Source organism: Anaerofustis sp. (genome assembly GCF_019420015.1).
In the GTDB taxonomy this organism is placed as follows: Bacteria; Bacillota; Clostridia; order Eubacteriales; family Anaerofustaceae; genus Anaerofustis.
In genome coordinates this window covers 514-20,317 of record NZ_JAHZIA010000038.1, presented here as the reverse complement: position 1 = coordinate 20,317, position 19,804 = coordinate 514, and the positions used below count along the sequence as shown (strand labels likewise).

The window sequence follows — 19,804 nt, the reverse complement described above, 5'->3', positions numbered from 1 at the left end:
TATGATTATAATATCTAATATGGCAAAGAAAATTAATGAATCTTTTGAAGAAGAGACAATATATGTCTCTTCTTTCATTCTTCTTTCAATTCCAATATTGTTCATTTTAATACCTCTTTGATGTACACATTTATCGTACTATAACTTAATCATATGGTATATAATAGTCATCATCTGATGGTATATATACATCCCCTTTAATACCTTTGCTATGTAAATATTTAAGTAACCTTTCTGCATTTGTTGCTTTTGAAGAGTATGTAAACAGCTTCTTTTTTTTCTTTGTCTTAGAATCTTTCTTATAAAATTTTATTGAATCAAATGAGCTGGAATAAAAGTCAGTTATATCTTTTTTATAATAGAAAACTTTATCCCCCAAAAATGGTCTTTTATAGACCATCCTATCTTTGTACACATATATTTTATTTATCATATGAAATAATGAATTTAATAATACAATCATACAAAATCCACCAATTATAGCAAATCCACCCATACTTTCATCTATTAATCCCCAAACAATAATTAATACGAGTACAAAAAACATTATTATTGAACTCCACCATTCTGTTGGACTACTTTTTACAATAAATCGTGGTTCATTATTATTATGTGAGTTATTCCCTTTAGCAATCATCTGTTTTGATTTTCTGTATTTTTTGTTTTCTTGTAATGTTTTTTTTCTTAATATATTATTGATATCTTTCAAAAAGAAGTTTGCTCCTACATCATATTTATGAAAAATAATAGCTTTTTTGTTTTCTTTCGTTGCCAAACGATAGGAAGTAAAAGTTCCATTATTCCCGTCATCGTTATATCCTGTTATATCTTCAAAATTATATTCCTTTATCTTTCCCCATGCATTTCTGTACTTTATTTTATTGTCTTTAACCGTTATTTTACATATCAACATTTGAATATAACAAATAAGACAAGCACATCCCAATCCTGTCGGCATAAGCCATAAATACCAGTATTTTAAAAATGCATCTCTTTCAATTAAATTAAAAAGATAAAAAATAGAAAATCCCAGGAATACTATCGACATTACCAACGCAAAAGCCTTTATTCCCGCATTGGCATATACATTATATTCATTTTCTTTTAACTCTTTTTCCTTATTTATTATTATCATATCGGATATATATGTTATTAACGACATAATTAATAATACATATACTATGGGTGGCATATCTACAATAAAACGTAAAATATTATCCATCATTTTAATTACCCCCTATTACCATTTGAACCATCTTCTAAACACTTTTTTTACTTTATTTATTGTTTTCCCCAAAACACTTTTTTTGCTTATACGAATAGAAGATATTCTTTTTTTAACTTTTGCTACAGGTTTCTTCACAAATTTATTATAAACTTTTTTGATACCATGTGTTATTGATTTATATACAGGATTTTTCCTTACTTTTTGTACTTTTTTAACTTTTTTAATATCCTTATGTTGTTTTGAAAGTTTCTTGCTCTTATTTTTTTTCTTTTTACTGCCTTTAGTTTTTTTACCCGGTTTTACTTTTGCTTTTTTATACGCTTTTTCTGCGTTTGTTATCTTGTTATTTATATATTTTGAGGCTCCAGCTTTAGTTCCACTTTTTGCAAGTGAAGATATTGAAAGTCTTCTGTCTGATTGTCCTCGAGAATCAACTTTTTGATCTAACACATTAGTTAATAATGCTCCTGCCACAATATATTTTACACCTACCATTGAGCCTATTGCAGATGTTCCACCTTTTACCAAAACCTTTTCCCAATTAATTTTTTCTCCGCTAATTATTTGATCCACAAGCTCAACTCCAGCACCAGATAAAAAGCCTATGCACATTGCGGAAAGAATTGTAGGCATATTACCGTCTCTATCCACATACTTAATCGGATTACCCTGACAGTAAGCATATAAGTTAAGACTTAGCGGATCGTCAAGCTCTCCTCTGTAGCTGTCCATGGAGATAAATCTTCCTGTTGTAGGGTCATAGTACCTGCTTGACAAATAGAATAATCCCGTGCTTTCGTCATATACCGCTCCCGTAAAAGTAATTTCGTTATAAAAGTCTTTGTCTCCTCTTTTTACAGGCTCTCCGTATATATCATAAGCATATACAAGTTGGTAACTTCCGTCAGGAGCCGCTACGGATACGGTACTTCCTTTTAAATCAAGATTATAAATATAATATCCTTCGTTTCTCTTTGATGAGATAATACTTCCGTCGGGAGCAACAACATTTTGAGACGTTATTGTTCTGACTTCGTTTCCCTTTTCATCAGACGTGACCTTATAAGTATAAAGAACTGCGTCATTTACCACATAGTAATATGTTTTTTCACCGTTAACGTCCTTTTCTATTCGCTCTCCGTCACCGTTGTACCTATTGGTTGTGGTCATTGTTGTTTGAGTTTTTCCATCGGTGATTGCCGTTTTGATTAGTTGACCTTCTTCATCATAGCTGTTTAAAGTAACTTTTTCATGCTCAACATCATTTTCTTTTATCATATTTCCGTCGGCATCATATTCATATGTTACCTTATCTTTTCCGCTGTCTTTGTCCTTAATGGCGGTCAAGAAATTCAAACCATCTTCATCATAAACATAAAGACTTGTTTTATTATTCTTTGTTACGCTTTTAATATTTCCTATTGTGTCATATGTATATGATGTTGTCATATATAAGTTTTCTGAATTTATGTTCCCATCGGTATTTTCATCATAAGAAGAAGTTATTTCATACTCTTTTACATCTTTTATTCTGTTTAATTCATCATAAAAGTAATCTCTTCTTATATGATATATACATATTTCTTCTGCTTGCTTTAAAAATATATCAATTCTTTTTAAACAATTAATTTTTTTCTTTCTTTTTATAAAAGATTGGCATTGTAATAATAGTTTCCTGTTTCTTTGTCATAAATTTTAATAACTACTTCATAAAATGCTCGATATTATAATCTTCATCATACCTTTTATCGTTTCTAAAATCGTATTTATCCTTATTTATATCATCAATTTTTTTATCATTAACAATGATTGTTTTTTCTCCTATCCATTTAACGTTAACTGTATTTACGTGATAATCCCAGTAAATATTTCTTTTTTCTTTTGTTTTGTTGTTTACTATCTCTCCCCTTACTGTATAAGCTACCGTTGCACCGCTATTTACCAGATATCCGTTAAAGGTATACTCTTTACTATTTGAAGTGCTTGTATAAATAAGCTCCCCTTTAGGTAAATTTGACATGGATATTGTATATTTGTAAATTATCCCCATTACTAAAGCTAATATAATAATGATAAATATAAGAGGTTTAACATATCTTTTTTTATTCATTTCATATCCCTTTAAAATCTTTATTTTTTACGAGTTAAATCCAAGCTTTTTTGCTGTATTTAAAATCTCTTTTTCCATAGCTGTTGGTGCTTGTCCGGTTAAAACCAAATTATCTTTTAATAAAACAATGTTAATAATCGGATAATCAACATATAATGAACTTTCATCATCATTTAATTCTCTATCTATATTTTCCTCTTTATCAATATAAACAATAAATTTATTTTGCTCATCAATGCACTTGACCATATTATATAAATCATCATACATACTTTTTTCTGCCTCAAAAAATCTACAAGCTTTTTTTGAGGATTTAAGTATAGTTAGATTAAAATGTATCTCTTTATTAATATTTTCGGCATCAATCTCACCTTGTATATAGTTGTACTCCTTACAATGTGATATTATTATATTATCTAATTTATAAAATATATTTTTGTAATTTATTTCCTTATTTCTATCATTAATAACATAATCAAGGTCGGTCATGATATTTTTAAAACTGTTTTTTATTTCAAAATTTTTATCATTTTCATCTATTTCTTTTGTATTTTCTATGCATTCATTAAAATTAGAATAATACTTGAATATATCAAAACCTCGTTCTTTTCTGTATTTTATTCTATATTTTAGCTTAAAATATAAGTTTTTTATTTTTGACATGTATGTTCTCCACTGTTATTTATAATATAAGTAATAACTTATAAAATTAACATATAATAAATTTTAAGTCTTTTTAAAAGTATATTCCCTCCCATATATTAATGTAAGTAAATTTAATTTATTATAATTTTATTTACTTATAAAAAGATTTTTATCTGCGCCTTCTACTAAATTTCCATTACTATCAAATAATATGATATGGTCGCTTTGTGTTTCCAGTTTTAAGTTTACAAGTATATTTGAATTATCTATATATAACATATCTAAATCTATACCCGTCGTTCCAAACTTTATGCTTAAGGTAGTAAATATATCAGCCTTTTTATCATTTACTTTATATATATAAAAATTGTCTTCGTCTTTTGAAATGTAATATATATTTTCTTTTGTGTAGTAACATTTATAATACTCACCTTTTATATTAATGGTATTCATACAATTATATTTTTTTGAATGCAAATCAAACTTATAAAAATCTTCATGCTGTTTATTTCCCATAATAAAATACACATTGTCATTGTAAACATTAAAATCCTCAAATCTCATGTCTTTATCAAAAGAAATTTCTTGTATAATTTCTTTTGTTGTATTTGTTTTAATGTCATAACAATTTATTGAATAAAAATCATTTTCTCTGCTTAAATAATATATTTTTTTATTTTTCATTATAAATTTATCTTTATCAACATTTGGTATAGTGTATTTTATATCATCTTTTAAACTTGTTATTTTTAGAGTATTTTTGTCATATTCATATTCATAGAAAACATTTTGTGATATAAAAAAATCATATACATTTTCTTTTACTACACTTTGCCTTTTTGATTCATCAACCTTGCATAAAGCAACTACATCTGCAGGGTCATTTAAAACAGATGTAAAGTATAATTCATTATTATAAACTGCAATATAATCACAAGACTTTTCTCCTAAATTAATTAAATTACTATCTTGGATCTTATATAAACTTACAGCTGAAGCAAAATACTTTGTATTTTTATCTAAAGAAATAAACGTCTTATGGTAGTCATTTATAATTTCATCTTTATTAAGATTCAACGAATAATCTGCAATATTTTTACTGCTACATCCACTTACAAATACCATAAAAAGTAAAACTATAATTATGATTATTTTTTTCTTCATTTCTATATCCCTTTTCTACTCAAATTTAAAATTATAGAAATCTCGGTTTACATCTTCTATTATGTGATTGTTAATTATTAAAGAATTTTTTCCTGTCCATTTTACTTTCGCATTTTCTTCATCATCATTAAAATATATATTTCTTTTTTCTCCGTTTTCAGATTCCACCTCGCCTCGAATATAATACCCTGTTGTCGCGCCTCCGTTAAACAAATAAATATTTACTTTCTTTTCATCATAAGGAGATTTAACAGAATATAAATACTCTCCCTCAGGAGTAAACTTCTGCATTGATATTTTAGGATAATTAAATATCAAAATAGCAAAGATAAGTAAAATGAATATAAATAGCGTAGCTGTTATTTTTATAAATGTCTTCATATTTTTTCTCCTTATACAACGTTTAACTTAGATAAAGATTAATCTATATTTTGTATTATGAAGTATATCTTTATTCCACATTAAAGTAATGATAATAATTATATTCCTGACTATAATTTTCATCTTCCCTAAAGTCATAATAATCAGTATGTATATTTTTAATTTCTTTATTGTTTATAATTATGCTTTCATCATTTATCCACTTTACTTTTACCGTATTCAAATAATAATCCCAGTAAATGTTTCTTTTTTCTTTTGTTTTGTTGTTTACTATCTCCCCTCTTACGGTATTTCCGGCAGTTGCTCCGCCTCCTCCAATATATGCATTAAAAACGTATGTTCCGTTTGGAGAAGCAGAACTATAAAACAATTCTCCTTTTGGCAGTAACAACATTGTGTAAAAATAGCAATAATATAAAATGCCCAGTAATATAATAATGATCGTTATAGATAGCATTATAATTTTTGTTTTTGTTTTCATATTTGCTTCTCCATATAATATTTATTACATTTAGTTTTAAGACTTATATTTAATCAATATTTTTATTTTGTATTTATCCCTAAACTAATCTTTTTATATTTTTATTTAATAAACTCCAAATCCTTAATCAGTCCATAAAACTCATCTTCGTTACTTTTTAAATCATAAGCATAAACTATAGCGTTTTTATTAACTCCCACAAAATAAATATATTTATTATCCAAATCACTATATAAGATACCACTGCTTAATTTAGTATTGTTTTGTGCTTTATATTTGGACAGTTCAAAAATTTCCTTATAAAGATTTAATACTTCTTTTCTATCTTTTTCACTTTCTACGATATAACATTCTACGTATGCGTCTTTATTTTTGTATGTAGATGGAATGGTAATTTTATATTCATTTATCTTTCCATAAAGATTATCAATTTTAGCATTATTATCTTGATATCCAACCCATGAAACATCTGCTGAGGTTTCACCGAATTGTCCATATTCAATTATTTTATAACCATGCTGTTCAATAATTTTTTGCATGTTATTTAGTGATGAATAATCAATATCTTTTTCATCTCTTTTGCATGAAGTGGTAAACAGTAATAGTATTATAAAAAAAAGTATTCCTATCTTTTTCATAATTCCTCCGGTTAAATTATTTATATTTAAATATGTAAAAAGCAGGAACAGGAAAACTATAACTTCCTATCCTTATTTTTTTAAATCCAAAACAAAGCAACCTCCATATAAATAAGCTATATATGATTTATTTTTACTATATTTTCTTTTCTTATCTAAAGTTCTTTTTTTGATATTTTTTATACCATGGACCTCCAGAAACATAATAAACATCAAATACTTTATGAGATCCCCTTTTAACAACTTTTATTACACCATTAAAATATATAAACCAAACCATTTATTTTTCGTGTAAATTTTCCATTTAAATTTTTTATTACTATATTTTACTTCTCCCCTAATTTATATTATCTACCAATTGTGTCGTTAAGAAATTTTTAAGTCATAGACTTATTTATAATTTTTGATATACTTTTTAACTCATTAAAAAAATCTCTATTACTATCACTCGTATAATATACCCCTGTTACAAGCATTGAATTATTTGCTATATAAAATTTTCTTTCATAGATATCTTTATCGGCATTAACACTTCTTTTTTCTTTTATTAAGTTAGAATTATAGAATACAAAGGAAGTATTTGTTTCAGCAAATGATGTAACCGATGCCGGTAGTTCTTTACCACCTATGCTATATTCAAAAGGTTCTTTTTCTAAAAGGTATAAATCTTTTATCTGATCTGAGTAAAAATATTTATCTTCAGGAACAGAAGTTGAACCATCTTCTAATTCAATTTTATTTGGATCTATAATTTGTTTTGTATATATATTTATTGATAGTTTATTTATTTCTGATTTTGAATTATTGTAATTAGGGAAATAAATACTAATCATATCAGATTCGTTTTTATGTATTATTACATTTTCCTTATATTGCTTTTCTATGTTTTTTACAAGCAATTCTAAATCCAAATTTCCGTTATTTATATCCATATCAGTGCTTACAGGGAACTCATCTTCAAATGTTTGAAAATAATCTTTTTTAAATTCCTTATAATTATGGTAGATTGAAAATGCAAATAATATAAGAACTATTATTAACGCTAATATTTTTAATTTATTTTTCATTTTATCCCTCTTTTATATATTAATCCTTTTTCTACTCAAATTTAAAATTATAGAAATCTCGGTTTACATCTTCTATTATGTGATTGTTAATTATTAAAGAATTTTTTCCTGTCCATTTTACTTTCGCATTTTCTTCATCATCATTAAAATATATATTTCTTTTTTCTCCGTTTTCAGATTCCACCTCGCCTCGAATATAATACCCTGTTGTCGCGCCTCCGTTAAACAAATAAATATTTACTTTCTTTTCATCATAAAAACCCCAAATATAGTTATTTTAATATACCGCTCTCCTCAACTACCTTATCAATCTCATGCTTATTTGTATCTATAAATATAAAACTTTTTTTACTTTCCATAAACAAGCATTTATATAAATATTTGTCTATATCAGGGAAATGTAATTCCGTAAAAGAATCATCATCCAGTTTTATATTTCTTTCATATAAAATATCTTCTTTCAAGCTTTCAAAATTAATATATTTATAACCTAATTCAAAATGACCATTTTTAAACGTTCCATAAGTAATGACAAATCCATTTTGCCCTATCGTCACATCTTCTATATCATTATTTAATCTTATACTATTTATTACTTTAAATTGACTGTCAAATTTAATAATTCCTGTATCATTTGCCTTTACATCAATACCAATATATTCATCATTTTTTATTAATGGAATGTTTTCTTTAATTAAAATGAAATTTTGGTTATTTTGTATTAAATAAACATCCTCGCAGTTCCTCAGGTCTAAATCAATCATCTTCTTATCTGTATCATTATCAAGATTGTATGCATAGATACCGTCTAAAGCCGGGTAATAATAAATATTGTCAACTAAACATCCTTTAATATTTAAAGCAGATACCCCTACAATCGGATGATCAAGTTTTTTATTGTTAATATAACCTGTGGTTTTACTCCATCTTTCATTTATGTTGTACAATGGTGTTTTGTTTTTCTCAAAAATATTGATGTATTCATTCTTATACATAACTCCATCCAATAAAATTGTATCGTGTTTATTTTTTATATTTATATCATGTATTTTATTATCGAAAAAATTATAATTACATATAACCGGTTTATTTTTATATAAAAACATTCTCATACAATATTTTTTATCATCATCATAATATATATTTTCATCATCGTTTTTATAATTAAGACCGCTATATATAATATATACATTATCTTTATTTTGTATGATACGTGGACGAGGTCCATAATGAAGATAACGAGGATAAATACTCGCTATATTTTTATTTATTTTTAAATCATCACTGACACATGCAAGAATAATCGCACTGTTATCATCATTAATATAACAATAATATTTTTCTATATTTGAATTTTTTGAATTTTTATCATTTATTTCTACACTGTATCTAAAAAAATTCTCGTCAATAAAATTTCCGATTATAATAAATACAAATATTAATACACCTAATGACAAAAATGCTTTAAATGTTTTTTTCATATTTACCTCTAGTCAAAATATTTTAAATATTTTTTCGTCTCGTTATATCTTTTAAATCTTTTTTTTACACTAGAATTATTATTCCATAAACTCCAAAAACCACTAGTTAAAGAATCTCCATAGTTAACATCTGCAACTTTTGCATGTCCTTTTAATTTCCTTGCAATTAATTTTGAAAAATTACTGCCTGTTAAAGCCTTTGAACCATAATATACACATGCATGTGCATATATTTCAGCTGCAATTCTTGTTGCATTCATAGAACCAAAACAAGCACTCCTATTACTAATTAAATGTGCTCTTTTTTTATTTATAACATTTTTATACTTACGAGGAGCCGTGTAATATTTTGCATCATTAAAATTTGAAATAACTTTTTTTGCATAATTTAAACTATTTTTTTTACTTAAAAAATATCCCTTTATTTGATTAATATTTATTGATAATCGTTGATCATAAATTCCATATGAGTATTTTAAGTTTGATTTTTTACCAAATACATGTTTAATTTTATATAAATGATATTTTAATGTTATCTTAAATGAACTTATTTTATTTTTTCGTATACCTATATTTTTTGCAGGTCTACTACTATGCCCACTAGGATCAGTATAATTAATAGGGTCATTTGCACAATATGCATAAAGATGAAGACTTAAAGGTTCTTCAAGCTCTCCTCTATATGTATCCATGGTTATAAATCTACCATTTTGAGGATTGTAATATCTGGCATTGTAATAATAGTTTCCTGTTTCTTTGTCATAAATTTGTCCGGTATAACATACTTCGTTGTTAAAATTTGTATCTCCTATCATTTCCGTATTGCCAAATTCATCATATTTATATCCGCAAATCCCATTGTTTTGTTCATTTATTATGGTTGTAACAGAACCTTTATAGTCTGAATTTAGCTTATATGCACTTATACCGCCGTTATTAAATCTTATTGTCATTTCGCTGTCTGAAATATTTTCACTGATTTTATTGTTGTCAATATCTGTTGTATATAAAACACTTCCTCTGTCATAATGATAATTTACCGTGCTTTCTTCTTCATTTACCTTAACTTCTTTTCTTATTCTCTGAGAGTTTGCATCATAATCGTTATGTTGTATCAATACTACATTTCCATTATCTTTTTCTTCATAATCAATAATTTGATTATTGATATCATAAGAATATGTGACGGTTTTATCACCTTGTTTTTCTGTTTTTGTATTTCCGTTTTCGTCATATGTATATTCTCTTAGTGTATTCCCCTGTGCCTTTACATCTAAAAGTTGGTTCAAATTATTATAAGAGTAAGTGCTTGTAATACCTTGCTTTGTTTCACTTATTCTATTTCCCACTTTATCATATTCGTATGAAGTGGTTTCTTTATTGTTTTCATTTAATTTATCAATTACTTGAACTTCAATAAGTCTGCCAAGTTCATCATAAGAATATAATTTTAACTTATGTATTTTATTGTCTATAATATAATCATTGTAAATTTCTTCAGTTAAGATATTTCCGTTTTTATCATAAGTAAATTTATATTCTTCTCTGATTTTTTCCAAATTATCAGAATTAACATATTTTATATTTGTGATTCTATCGAATTTATCATATTCATATGTTTTAAGAATATAATTATCATTTCCAACATCAAAGCCTGTATAATCTTTAACGTTTTTAATTGTTCCTTTTGGATTATAAGTATACTCACTTATAAGCTTTTCTTTATTATCAGAAGTTGTAACAGCCTTAATGTTTATAACTTGTCCGTATTTGTTATACTCATATATAACCTCTTTTATACCTTTTTCTGCATTTGGATAAATTATTTTTACTATCTCATCTTTATCGTTATAAGTATATAAAATCTTTTCATTATCCAAAGGATTTTCCTTTTCACCTTCATAACATGATATAAGTCTGTTTCTTTCATCATAACCATTTACAATATATCTTGAAGAAACCTTGTTATTACTTAAATCATATTTATTTTGAACTGATTTTATACTATTGCCTGCGAGATCATATTCATAACTTATATCTTCAACTTTATGATTATCTTTTGTAAAATGTTCTTCTTTGATTAGTTTACCTTCAAAATCATAAATAAAAGTTTTATAATCTCCTTTTTGATATATTTCCTTTACTTTGTTATCGTTTTTATCATATTCGTACTTTGTTACTATTCTTTTTTCATCCAAACTGCCTTTACCTATATCTCTTATTTCAACGGTATTGCCAAAGCTGTCAATAACTTCTTCACTTTTATTTCCAAGTGCGTTTATGGTTACGTTCTTTGTATTGTCTCCTTCTTTTATATTTGCTTGTAATTTTGTTTCATTTCCTTCTTGCAATATTACAGAAGATTTTTTATTATCCAAAGAATATGTATATTTTATTGTATTCCCCATAGGATCGGTTTGACTTATTTTGTTTCCAATATTATCATAAGCCATTTTTGTAACAAGTGAATTTTCACTATCAACTCTATAAGTTCCTTCTTGTTCATTATACAAAGGATTTTCTACAGTACAAATATTATTGCCTTTTTCATCATATAGATTAAACGTAACAATACCATCATTTACTTCTGCATCATCTTGAATTGTAAATGTTTTTATAATTTGACCTTGATCGTTATATTCGCTATATATATTTACTCCTCTTGAATATTCTTTTACGGTTTGTCTATTAACATCAAGATAGCTTATACTTTCTATTCCATTTTCAGTATTTGTTTCTTTATATAGAAAATCATAAATCTTACTTTCTTGTCCTATTATAAATTCATTTTCTTTCCCACTTGCATAATTATAAGATGTAGTACTTATATTTTCGACTCCGTTTTTTACGGTGGAAGTTTTTATTAATCTATTCATATTATCATATTCATAAGAAATTTCACTTCCGTCTTCTTTCTTTTCATATATTAAACTTCCATTTTCGTCATATCTATTTTCAGTAATAATCTGTTTATTACCTTCTGGCTCGTTATCCGGTTTTGTATTTTTAATGGTTTTTATAATTCGGTCATATCCATCATATACATACATAGTTGAATAACCTTTTGCATCTGTTTCTTTTATTACTCTTGAAAATTCATCATATACATTTTGGGTATCCCTTGTTTCATTTCCCCCTACTGTTTGCTCGGTTAATATATTACCTTTTTCATCATATGTATAGTGCGTTGAATTAGTATTGTTACCTGATACAATATTGCTTTCATTTATAATTTGACCTGTTTCATCATATTCCCTTATGATTCCGTCTTTTGTAACATCATCATATTCTTTTAGCAAATTACCGTTTTTATCATATTCATATTCATTATCGGAAGTAACGATTCCATCAATATATGTGATGTCACTGCTGGCATCAAATTCTTCACTTTCATATTTATAAATTGTAACTGTTCCATCGCTGCTTTCTTCCTTTATAATATTTCCTTTTGATGAAGCAATATTCCCAAGCTCACTGTCATTTGATATATTATCGTATTTTGTTATATTGACCATTTCTTTTTCATTTTTGTTTATTGTTCCATTTCCATCAATATTATAAGTATCTGCATAACTAACTGTTTTTACAGTATTATTTCCTTGATAATATGTGTATGTTTCTTTTCCTAAAGAATCTTTATTATAAATTGTCTTTCCATCTTTATCATATTTAACAACTGTATCTGAAATAATACTGTTATCTTTACTTGTAAAGAAATTATTTATATCCTGCAACATATTATTATTTTTATGTGTATATTCAATAGTTGAATCAAAGTCTTGAACTTCTATATTGTTTTCTTTTGCTTTTATATATTCAAAACTTTTTGCTTCCTTATTTGGATAAGTCACTTTCTTTATCATATCCATATTATCTTCATTGTTATAATATTCTACAAGATATTCATTACCTTTAGCATCAGTAAATTTTGTAAGATTACTTCCATTTGAATAGTCATAATTATAGACAATATTATTATTATCATATGTATAGTTTGTAACTTTGCTTAAAACTTTTCTTTTTTTGCCTAGTCCAAAGGATACATCTTTATATTCATATAAAGAATACTTACCATGAGGCATATTTATTCTTTCAATTAAATTGTGTTCATTATATTCAAAAGTAATTATTGATCTTTTATTTTTAAACTCTTTTTGTTCTTCTTCTGTTTTATTTTGTAAAGCTTCATACTCTTCGTTAAATTCTTTTTCACTCTTAGAATTTAATATTTCTACTTCGCTTAAAAACCCTTTTTTCCCTCTTTTTCTATAATCAAGATTTGTTTCTTTTGATTCTTTTACATCTTCATTAAAATATCTATATATAACACTGTTTCCATTTCTGTCTGTCATGTAAGTTATTTGACAATTTCTATCAAAAACACAAGTTAATCCGTCTCTGGTTTTAATTGTGTATATTTCATCAATTATTTCACTTGTATCATTATCATTGTCTACATCATGTGCATCAATGGTTTCAATTTTTTTAAGTATTATATATTCTCCATAAGGGCTCTTGTACGTTGTTTCTTCTTCTATTATATTTCCTGTTTGCTCATCAATCTTTTCTTTAGGTTTAATATTATCTGAATTTAAGAATGTAAATATCGTACCGCTACCATCTTTATATACCATTCCTGTTACATCATCATACTCGTTATATGTTTCAAGTAAAATATGATTAAACCCAAAATCCCAACCTATACCTAAAGTAGAAGATGATGTGCTAAGACTATTATAAACTCTTTCCATATTTATATCATTACTTTGACCTGTCACGCTTCCATCAGATTGACTGTAAACAAAATTACCCATACTTTGTTCAACATGTCCGTTACTTATTGGAGTTTCAATATCAAAATATCCCCAATAATCTTTTATTCCTAATCTTCTTGTATACTCATCAAAAGACATAACATGAGAAGTTACATTTCCAATTGTTCCAGAACTTCGTTTATATGTATCTTTAAATGGTTTTACTGCAACAACTTTATATGTAAAATCTTTGTCATAATTATTAACAACCGAAGACCTTGTAACTACTCCTTCTTCATTATTAGCATTACTATATTGGTCTACAATAGTGTAATTATCATACCAAAAATTATCTGTTACGCCTGATTGTACAATATAAGCTTGTTTATCGTCATAAACATCTCCATCACAACGATAAATATCATAAGTGACATCTTTATCTTCAGTTTTTATATCCCAGCTGATTTTTGTACGATAATTGATACCGCTTTGGACAGTAACATAAGTAGGATTAAACTTATTCATCATATCAATTTTTAATATGTCGCCACTTGAAGCTTTTACGTCTACACTAATAGAAGATAATTTAACATTGTTCAGTGTATTAGATTTTAATACAGCTTTTAATTGGATTTTATTTAACTTTAAGTCATTATTTGATAAATCTTTATCTAAAAGATATTCTTTATCACTTTCAATTTTTATAAAGTCGTTATTATTTATTTTAATATAATATTCTATATTACCTTCATCTATAATATCTTCATCCGTTAACAATTTCAAAGATAAAATATTTTCATTCAAATTTTCATTTGAATAATTTAATACATAACTTCCTTCATTTTTGCCATTTTCTAATTTAATTTCTCCGTTTTCTTTTATTGTATTTTCGAATATCTCATCTTCAGCTTTTATATTTTTAAATATAGAATATTCATAACTCGAAGAAGAATATTGTACTTTATCTTGTGCATTATCCCTAATCAATAAAGAGTGAATACTATCGTCAAAATATTTTTCTTCATCAGAAAAATCAATTTTTCCATCTTCATTAGGTTGAATTTTTTTACCGTTAATAAAATAATCCAAAGACGTTGGAATATAATCATTATTTGATAAATCTTTTAACTTAAATTCTTCTTTTTCATTTTCGACAATTACTGCATCATTTTTATTATTATAATCCCCATTTTTTTCAACTGTAAAATCTGCAGCATGTTCTATAACTTCTCTTTTTTGTACTATAATTTCTTTTTCAGTTATATTTCCACAATTATCTATAGCAGAAATTTTTATTGAATATTTACTTCCTGAAGGATATTTTTCATTATCACTTAAATTGATAACAGCTAAATTACCTTGTATGTTATCTTTATTTTTCGAATTTAAAACTTTTTTAACAAGTGTATAATCTTCCTTTGTTGGATTTTCTTTGCTTGCAACATATATATTATAACTTGTAAGATTATCGTCTGCTATTTCACCTTTAATATATAACATATTAATAAATTCAAAATTATTTGCTGGAGAAGAAATATTTACTTCAGGATTTTTCTTATCTAAAACATACTTAAGTTCTCTTATATTTCCTTTTTCTCCATTTTCATCTACAGATACAAAATAAAATGTATGTGTTCCTTGTGCCAAGTCACTTTCATTTAATAATACACTTTTAACATCATATCTTGTATTTATATCAACATTAGGGTTTGAATTTTCTATCGTTTTCCATGGTAAACTTATATCATCTATAACATATTCAATGTGGTCAACGTTAGATATGCTTTCATCACCTTTTATCCAATTATAATTTAATTTTATGTTTGAACCATCATTTGAAAAAGCTTTGTCAAATGATACAATTGGAGTAGGTGGAGGATTTTTGATAAATACAGTTTTTGTATCTTCACTTGTATTTCCTGCCATATCTTCAACTATAACTTTTATTTTATACTCACCTGCATCATATTCTGTAGTATTTAAATTAAAAATATCAAGTGTTTCAGTTAAAAGGTTTTCTTTTGATGAATTATCAATGAGCAATATTTTCTTTTTATATATTTCTCCACTTCCACTTTTATCATCCTGAGCATCAAAAGAAATCTGAGCCATTTGTTTTAAAATCTCATTTTGAGTAGGTTTTGTAATAGTTACACTTGGAGGTGTTAAATCTTTATTATAAGAAATTAAAGCTTCATCATATCCTTTATTATCACTTGCATAAAATTTGAAACTTAATTGATATTTTCCTTCCTTTAATTTATCAAAATCTTTAATAATTTTATTTACATTATAATTTTTAAATTGTTTAGGATATATATTATCTTCAAAAGTTAAATTTGTTTCATCATATCCTTCTATTTTTTGCTCTTTATCATTTAAAAGTTGTACAGTAATTTTACCAAGATTAAGTTGTGTATTTCCATCTTTATAGTCAACATCCCAAGAAACAATAACATCTTTCTTATTTGTATTATTGCACCATGGATTATTATCATAATTAGAAATAAAACCGCCATCGTCTTTTATTTGAGGAAGTATCATATCACTGATAATATGTCGTGCACTATTAACACTAACTAAATTACCACTTTTATCAACTGTTGTTATTTTTGCATATACCGTTTGACCTGAAGGTACATTAGCTATTGTTGCAGTATTAGTTGATGCACCTACTGTTATAGGAGAACCAATAACACCTTTACTATTATATAATTGAATTTTGTGTTCTTTAATACCAGAAGGATTAACAGTCGGATTATCAGGATTTATTTTATATGTTACTTTTACATTTGCCTCATCAGAATCCGATGAACTCCTCGATGAACTAAGTTTTATATTACTAACTGGTTTAGGAGCAGTTTTATCTATGTAAATATAACAATATGTTCCGCTTCCTTTATTTCCGCCTTTATCAATCCCCCTTACACCAATAGCATATCTTCCCTCACCCCATTTTGATGTAGTAGTTTCAGGTACGGTAAATGTACCGCTTGCCGCTGCAGAGCCTACAGAAGAGTAAGCTTTCAACTCGGTTGCATTGTCAAATACATTATCAGCACCGTATTTTATATATCTTGACTGTACAGCTTCAAGACAATTACTCTTTATCCCACTCCATTTTACGGCTAAGTCAGTTCCTTTTTTTAAGTATATCGTACTTGCCGAATTAACGGTTACGCTTGCTTTTGCAGGAGGCTTTGGTGAAGGAACAGTATATGTCACGGAAAGTGTTGGTCTTTTAGATGAAGAAGAAGATCTCGTACCGTGAAATGAATTATAATTCTTTGTAGAAGAACTTTCTACACTTGCCTTCAAAAGTATACCATAATTAGCCTGCTTTCCCTTTGCCCACTCTTGAACAAGCTTTGTAATATTTAAAGAATGTGCAGAACTTGCGTTACTTAATTTTTTTGAAGCATATACCGTCGAAGTCCACTTAGGTCTTGTATTCCACGTAACTTCTCCAAGTGACCATGAAGATGTATTCTTATGAACTTCTACAGTTGAAAACGGAGATCCGTTTGATAATTCATATAATTTTAAACTCGCAGAAGTTACATAATTACCTTTAATCTTTGCATTTAATTCAGGAAATTTCATTAATGTCCTACACACTTTATCCGTTGAACCATAGCCAATCGGCATTTTCCTTATAGTGCTTACATAAAAGTTAGATGTAGGATATCCGCTTTCGATATATACATCTTTAACTCCGGCTGTAGATTTTGCAGTATATGTAGGATCAATTATTATAGGATAAACTCTGTCCTTGCTTTCCAGATATTCTTTCGAAACCGTCAAAGTTAAAATATAAGTATCAATACCTTCTTCAGTCTTTTCTATAGAATACTTTAAATCCTCGCTATATCCTCCGTTTTCACTGCTGTCTGTCATATAAGGAGTAAGAATCGCACCGATTTCTTCTTTAGGATTATTTTTATCATAAAAAATAACTCCTCCTACTTCAGGAATATACGGAATCATTCCTTCACATTCTATTTTATATTTGAATATATTTTTATCAGTAGGACTGTTTATAATAATATTTTCTTTTATCCCGTTATCTATAGGAATATATTCTATATCTATGTTTTCCTCGTCACTTCCATATACAATTTTTGTATTCTTCTCTTCTCTTTCGTAGTATATTCCTTCTACGGTTTCCTTTTTAAGCTCTCCTTTTGTTTCTTCTTTAGACACTTCTTTTTCAAAAACAGGATAAAATTTCACTTCATTATCGTCCTTATCCTGGATACTTATTGGAACATCAGATGTTAAGTCTTCGGGAAGCTTAATATCTACCATACCTTCTTTGTTAGTATATTTATAATTGTCAATAACACTTCGTTTTCGTCTTGTAGGCATGGTTACAATAGAATTATCATAATCAATATATTCCCCCATTTCGTTTTTGTATCGAACCTCAGATGTATACATATCAATTGTTCTTGTTCCGTCTTCATTTTTGTATACAGTATAGTCTTCGCTTTTTTCAATAACTTTATTTTCTTTTGAAGTATCTTCAATCTTTATACCACCGTTTTTGTCATTTACTTCAGCTGCATTAATAACAGGCATAAGACCTAAAAATACCGTTTCAACAGACATTATAAAAGCCAATACCAACGCTGTACTTTTTGCACATAATCTCTTTTTCATTTTCTTTCCCCCATCATATAACTCATCATACCTTTTACACAATAATCAGAATTCTATAACCTTATATTCACATTTTTATCATATATGTTCATAATATCACTGATGTAAACCTTTTACAAGAATTTTTTACTATATTTGTAAATACTTGTCAAACCACCTATTTTTAACCTAAAATAATAATCGTATTTCATAAAACCATAAGAAACAACATCTGCATAATGTGTTATGTCCATAAAATTAAGCGAAAAATAAATAAAAAAACTGCCTTTAAGACAGTTTTAATATAATGATTTAATATGAATTATCCTTATCTTGTTATAAAAATTTATAAATGTATTTGCTACATAAAATAAAAAAGCCAAAGCCCTCATTATTAAAGGATTTCAGCGTCTTTTTAATTGGTGGAGCATTATTTATTTCAAACGAACTAAAAATATATTTAAATTCATATTTGAATATTGTTCTAGAAAAAATTATTTAAAATATTTATATTATTTGTAAAAAAGCATTGACATTATACACGTTTTCATGTATAATATATACATAGTTAAGAAAGGAGGATATAAGATATGGGAAAGATAAAGCCCAAAAAAAAGGAACTTACCCCTTATGAAATGGCAAGTTTAGGTATTCAAGGATTGGCACTCTTGATTGCAACCATAACTCTTTTTAAGAAGTAAGTTCACGGGAAGCCTTGCTTCCCGTATATATAATACCATATCTTAAAATTAAAAGCTATGAAAAATATAATAATTTCACTTATCATTTTAAATGTAATTTTATTTTCAATTTTACTTAAAAATGATGTATCGGCTATATTAATTATTATAGGTTTGGCTATATTAAATATTATATTTACAATTATTGTAGAAAAAAAGAAAGGTAAATAGTTATGTTAGTTTCAATAAAAGAATACGCAGAAATCCATAATAAAGAAATATCAGTAATAAGAAGACACTGTATAAACGGGAAGTTTAAAACTGCAAGAAAAATCGGTAATTCATGGGCTATTGACGACCAAGAACCATATATAACTAATTCAAGGGTAAGGAAAAAATAAATGTAAAAAGTATTGACATTATACACGTTTTCATGTATAATATAGTCATAGAAAGAAACGAGGAGAACGAAAAATGAAAAAATATGGATGGGATATTGATGAAATAAAGAACTTGATAATTAAAGGTCAAAAT

Annotated in this window: 13 protein-coding genes; 1 reads left to right on the top strand and 12 read right to left on the bottom strand. The window is 26.5% G+C overall.

The window, feature by feature from the left end:
* Positions 1-145: 145 nt before the first annotated feature.
* The 12 genes from QZ357_RS06305 to QZ357_RS06250 form a co-directional block, all read right to left on the bottom strand.
* Positions 146-1,225, bottom strand: coding sequence for a DUF6560 family protein (locus QZ357_RS06305; RefSeq protein WP_290773325.1), 1,080 nt, complete (start codon positions 1,223-1,225; stop codon positions 146-148).
* A 15-nt stretch (positions 1,226-1,240) separates the two neighbouring features.
* Positions 1,241-2,677, bottom strand: coding sequence for an RHS repeat-associated core domain-containing protein (locus tag QZ357_RS06300; RefSeq protein WP_290773323.1), 1,437 nt, complete (start codon positions 2,675-2,677; stop codon positions 1,241-1,243).
* 253 nt (positions 2,678-2,930) lie between these two features.
* Positions 2,931-3,338 carry a DUF5412 family protein gene (locus tag QZ357_RS06295; RefSeq protein ID WP_290773320.1) on the bottom strand — a complete coding sequence of 136 codons (408 nt, stop codon included), beginning with the start codon at positions 3,336-3,338 and terminating at the stop codon, positions 2,931-2,933.
* A gap of 27 nt (positions 3,339-3,365) precedes the next feature.
* A complete protein-coding gene (locus QZ357_RS06290) occupies positions 3,366-4,001 on the bottom strand; it encodes a hypothetical protein (RefSeq protein WP_290773317.1) in 636 nt (211 codons plus the stop codon).
* Between the two features lie 129 nt (positions 4,002-4,130).
* Entirely contained in the window at positions 4,131-5,147 is a 1,017-nt protein-coding gene (locus tag QZ357_RS06285) for a DUF5050 domain-containing protein (RefSeq protein WP_290773314.1), read from the bottom strand.
* Between the two features lie 15 nt (positions 5,148-5,162).
* A complete protein-coding gene (locus tag QZ357_RS06280; protein WP_290773312.1) occupies positions 5,163-5,528 on the bottom strand; it encodes a DUF5412 family protein in 366 nt (121 codons plus the stop codon).
* Between the two features lie 70 nt (positions 5,529-5,598).
* On the bottom strand, positions 5,599-6,009 hold the full coding sequence (locus tag QZ357_RS06275) for a DUF5412 family protein (protein ID WP_290773309.1): 411 nt from the start codon (positions 6,007-6,009) through the stop codon (positions 5,599-5,601).
* A 101-nt stretch (positions 6,010-6,110) separates the two neighbouring features.
* Complete coding sequence (locus QZ357_RS06270) at positions 6,111-6,647, bottom strand: hypothetical protein (protein ID WP_290773306.1); 537 nt, start codon at positions 6,645-6,647, stop codon at positions 6,111-6,113.
* Positions 6,648-7,024: 377 nt separating this feature from the next.
* Positions 7,025-7,714, bottom strand: a complete 690-nt coding sequence (locus tag QZ357_RS06265; RefSeq protein WP_290773303.1) for a hypothetical protein — start codon at positions 7,712-7,714, stop codon at positions 7,025-7,027.
* Positions 7,715-7,745: 31 nt separating this feature from the next.
* Positions 7,746-7,949: a DUF5412 family protein gene (locus tag QZ357_RS06260; protein ID WP_290773366.1), complete on the bottom strand. Its 204-nt coding sequence runs from the start codon at positions 7,947-7,949 to the stop codon at positions 7,746-7,748.
* A gap of 37 nt (positions 7,950-7,986) precedes the next feature.
* A complete protein-coding gene (locus tag QZ357_RS06255) occupies positions 7,987-9,195 on the bottom strand; it encodes a hypothetical protein (protein ID WP_290773300.1) in 1,209 nt (402 codons plus the stop codon).
* A gap of 8 nt (positions 9,196-9,203) precedes the next feature.
* Entirely contained in the window at positions 9,204-18,611 is a 9,408-nt protein-coding gene (locus tag QZ357_RS06250; protein WP_290773297.1) for a DNRLRE domain-containing protein, read from the bottom strand.
* A gap of 892 nt (positions 18,612-19,503) precedes the next feature.
* Between QZ357_RS06250 and QZ357_RS06245 the strand changes: the two genes are divergently transcribed.
* Positions 19,504-19,671, top strand: coding sequence for a hypothetical protein (locus tag QZ357_RS06245; RefSeq protein ID WP_290773295.1), 168 nt, complete (start codon positions 19,504-19,506; stop codon positions 19,669-19,671).
* Positions 19,672-19,804: the final 133 nt, after the last annotated feature.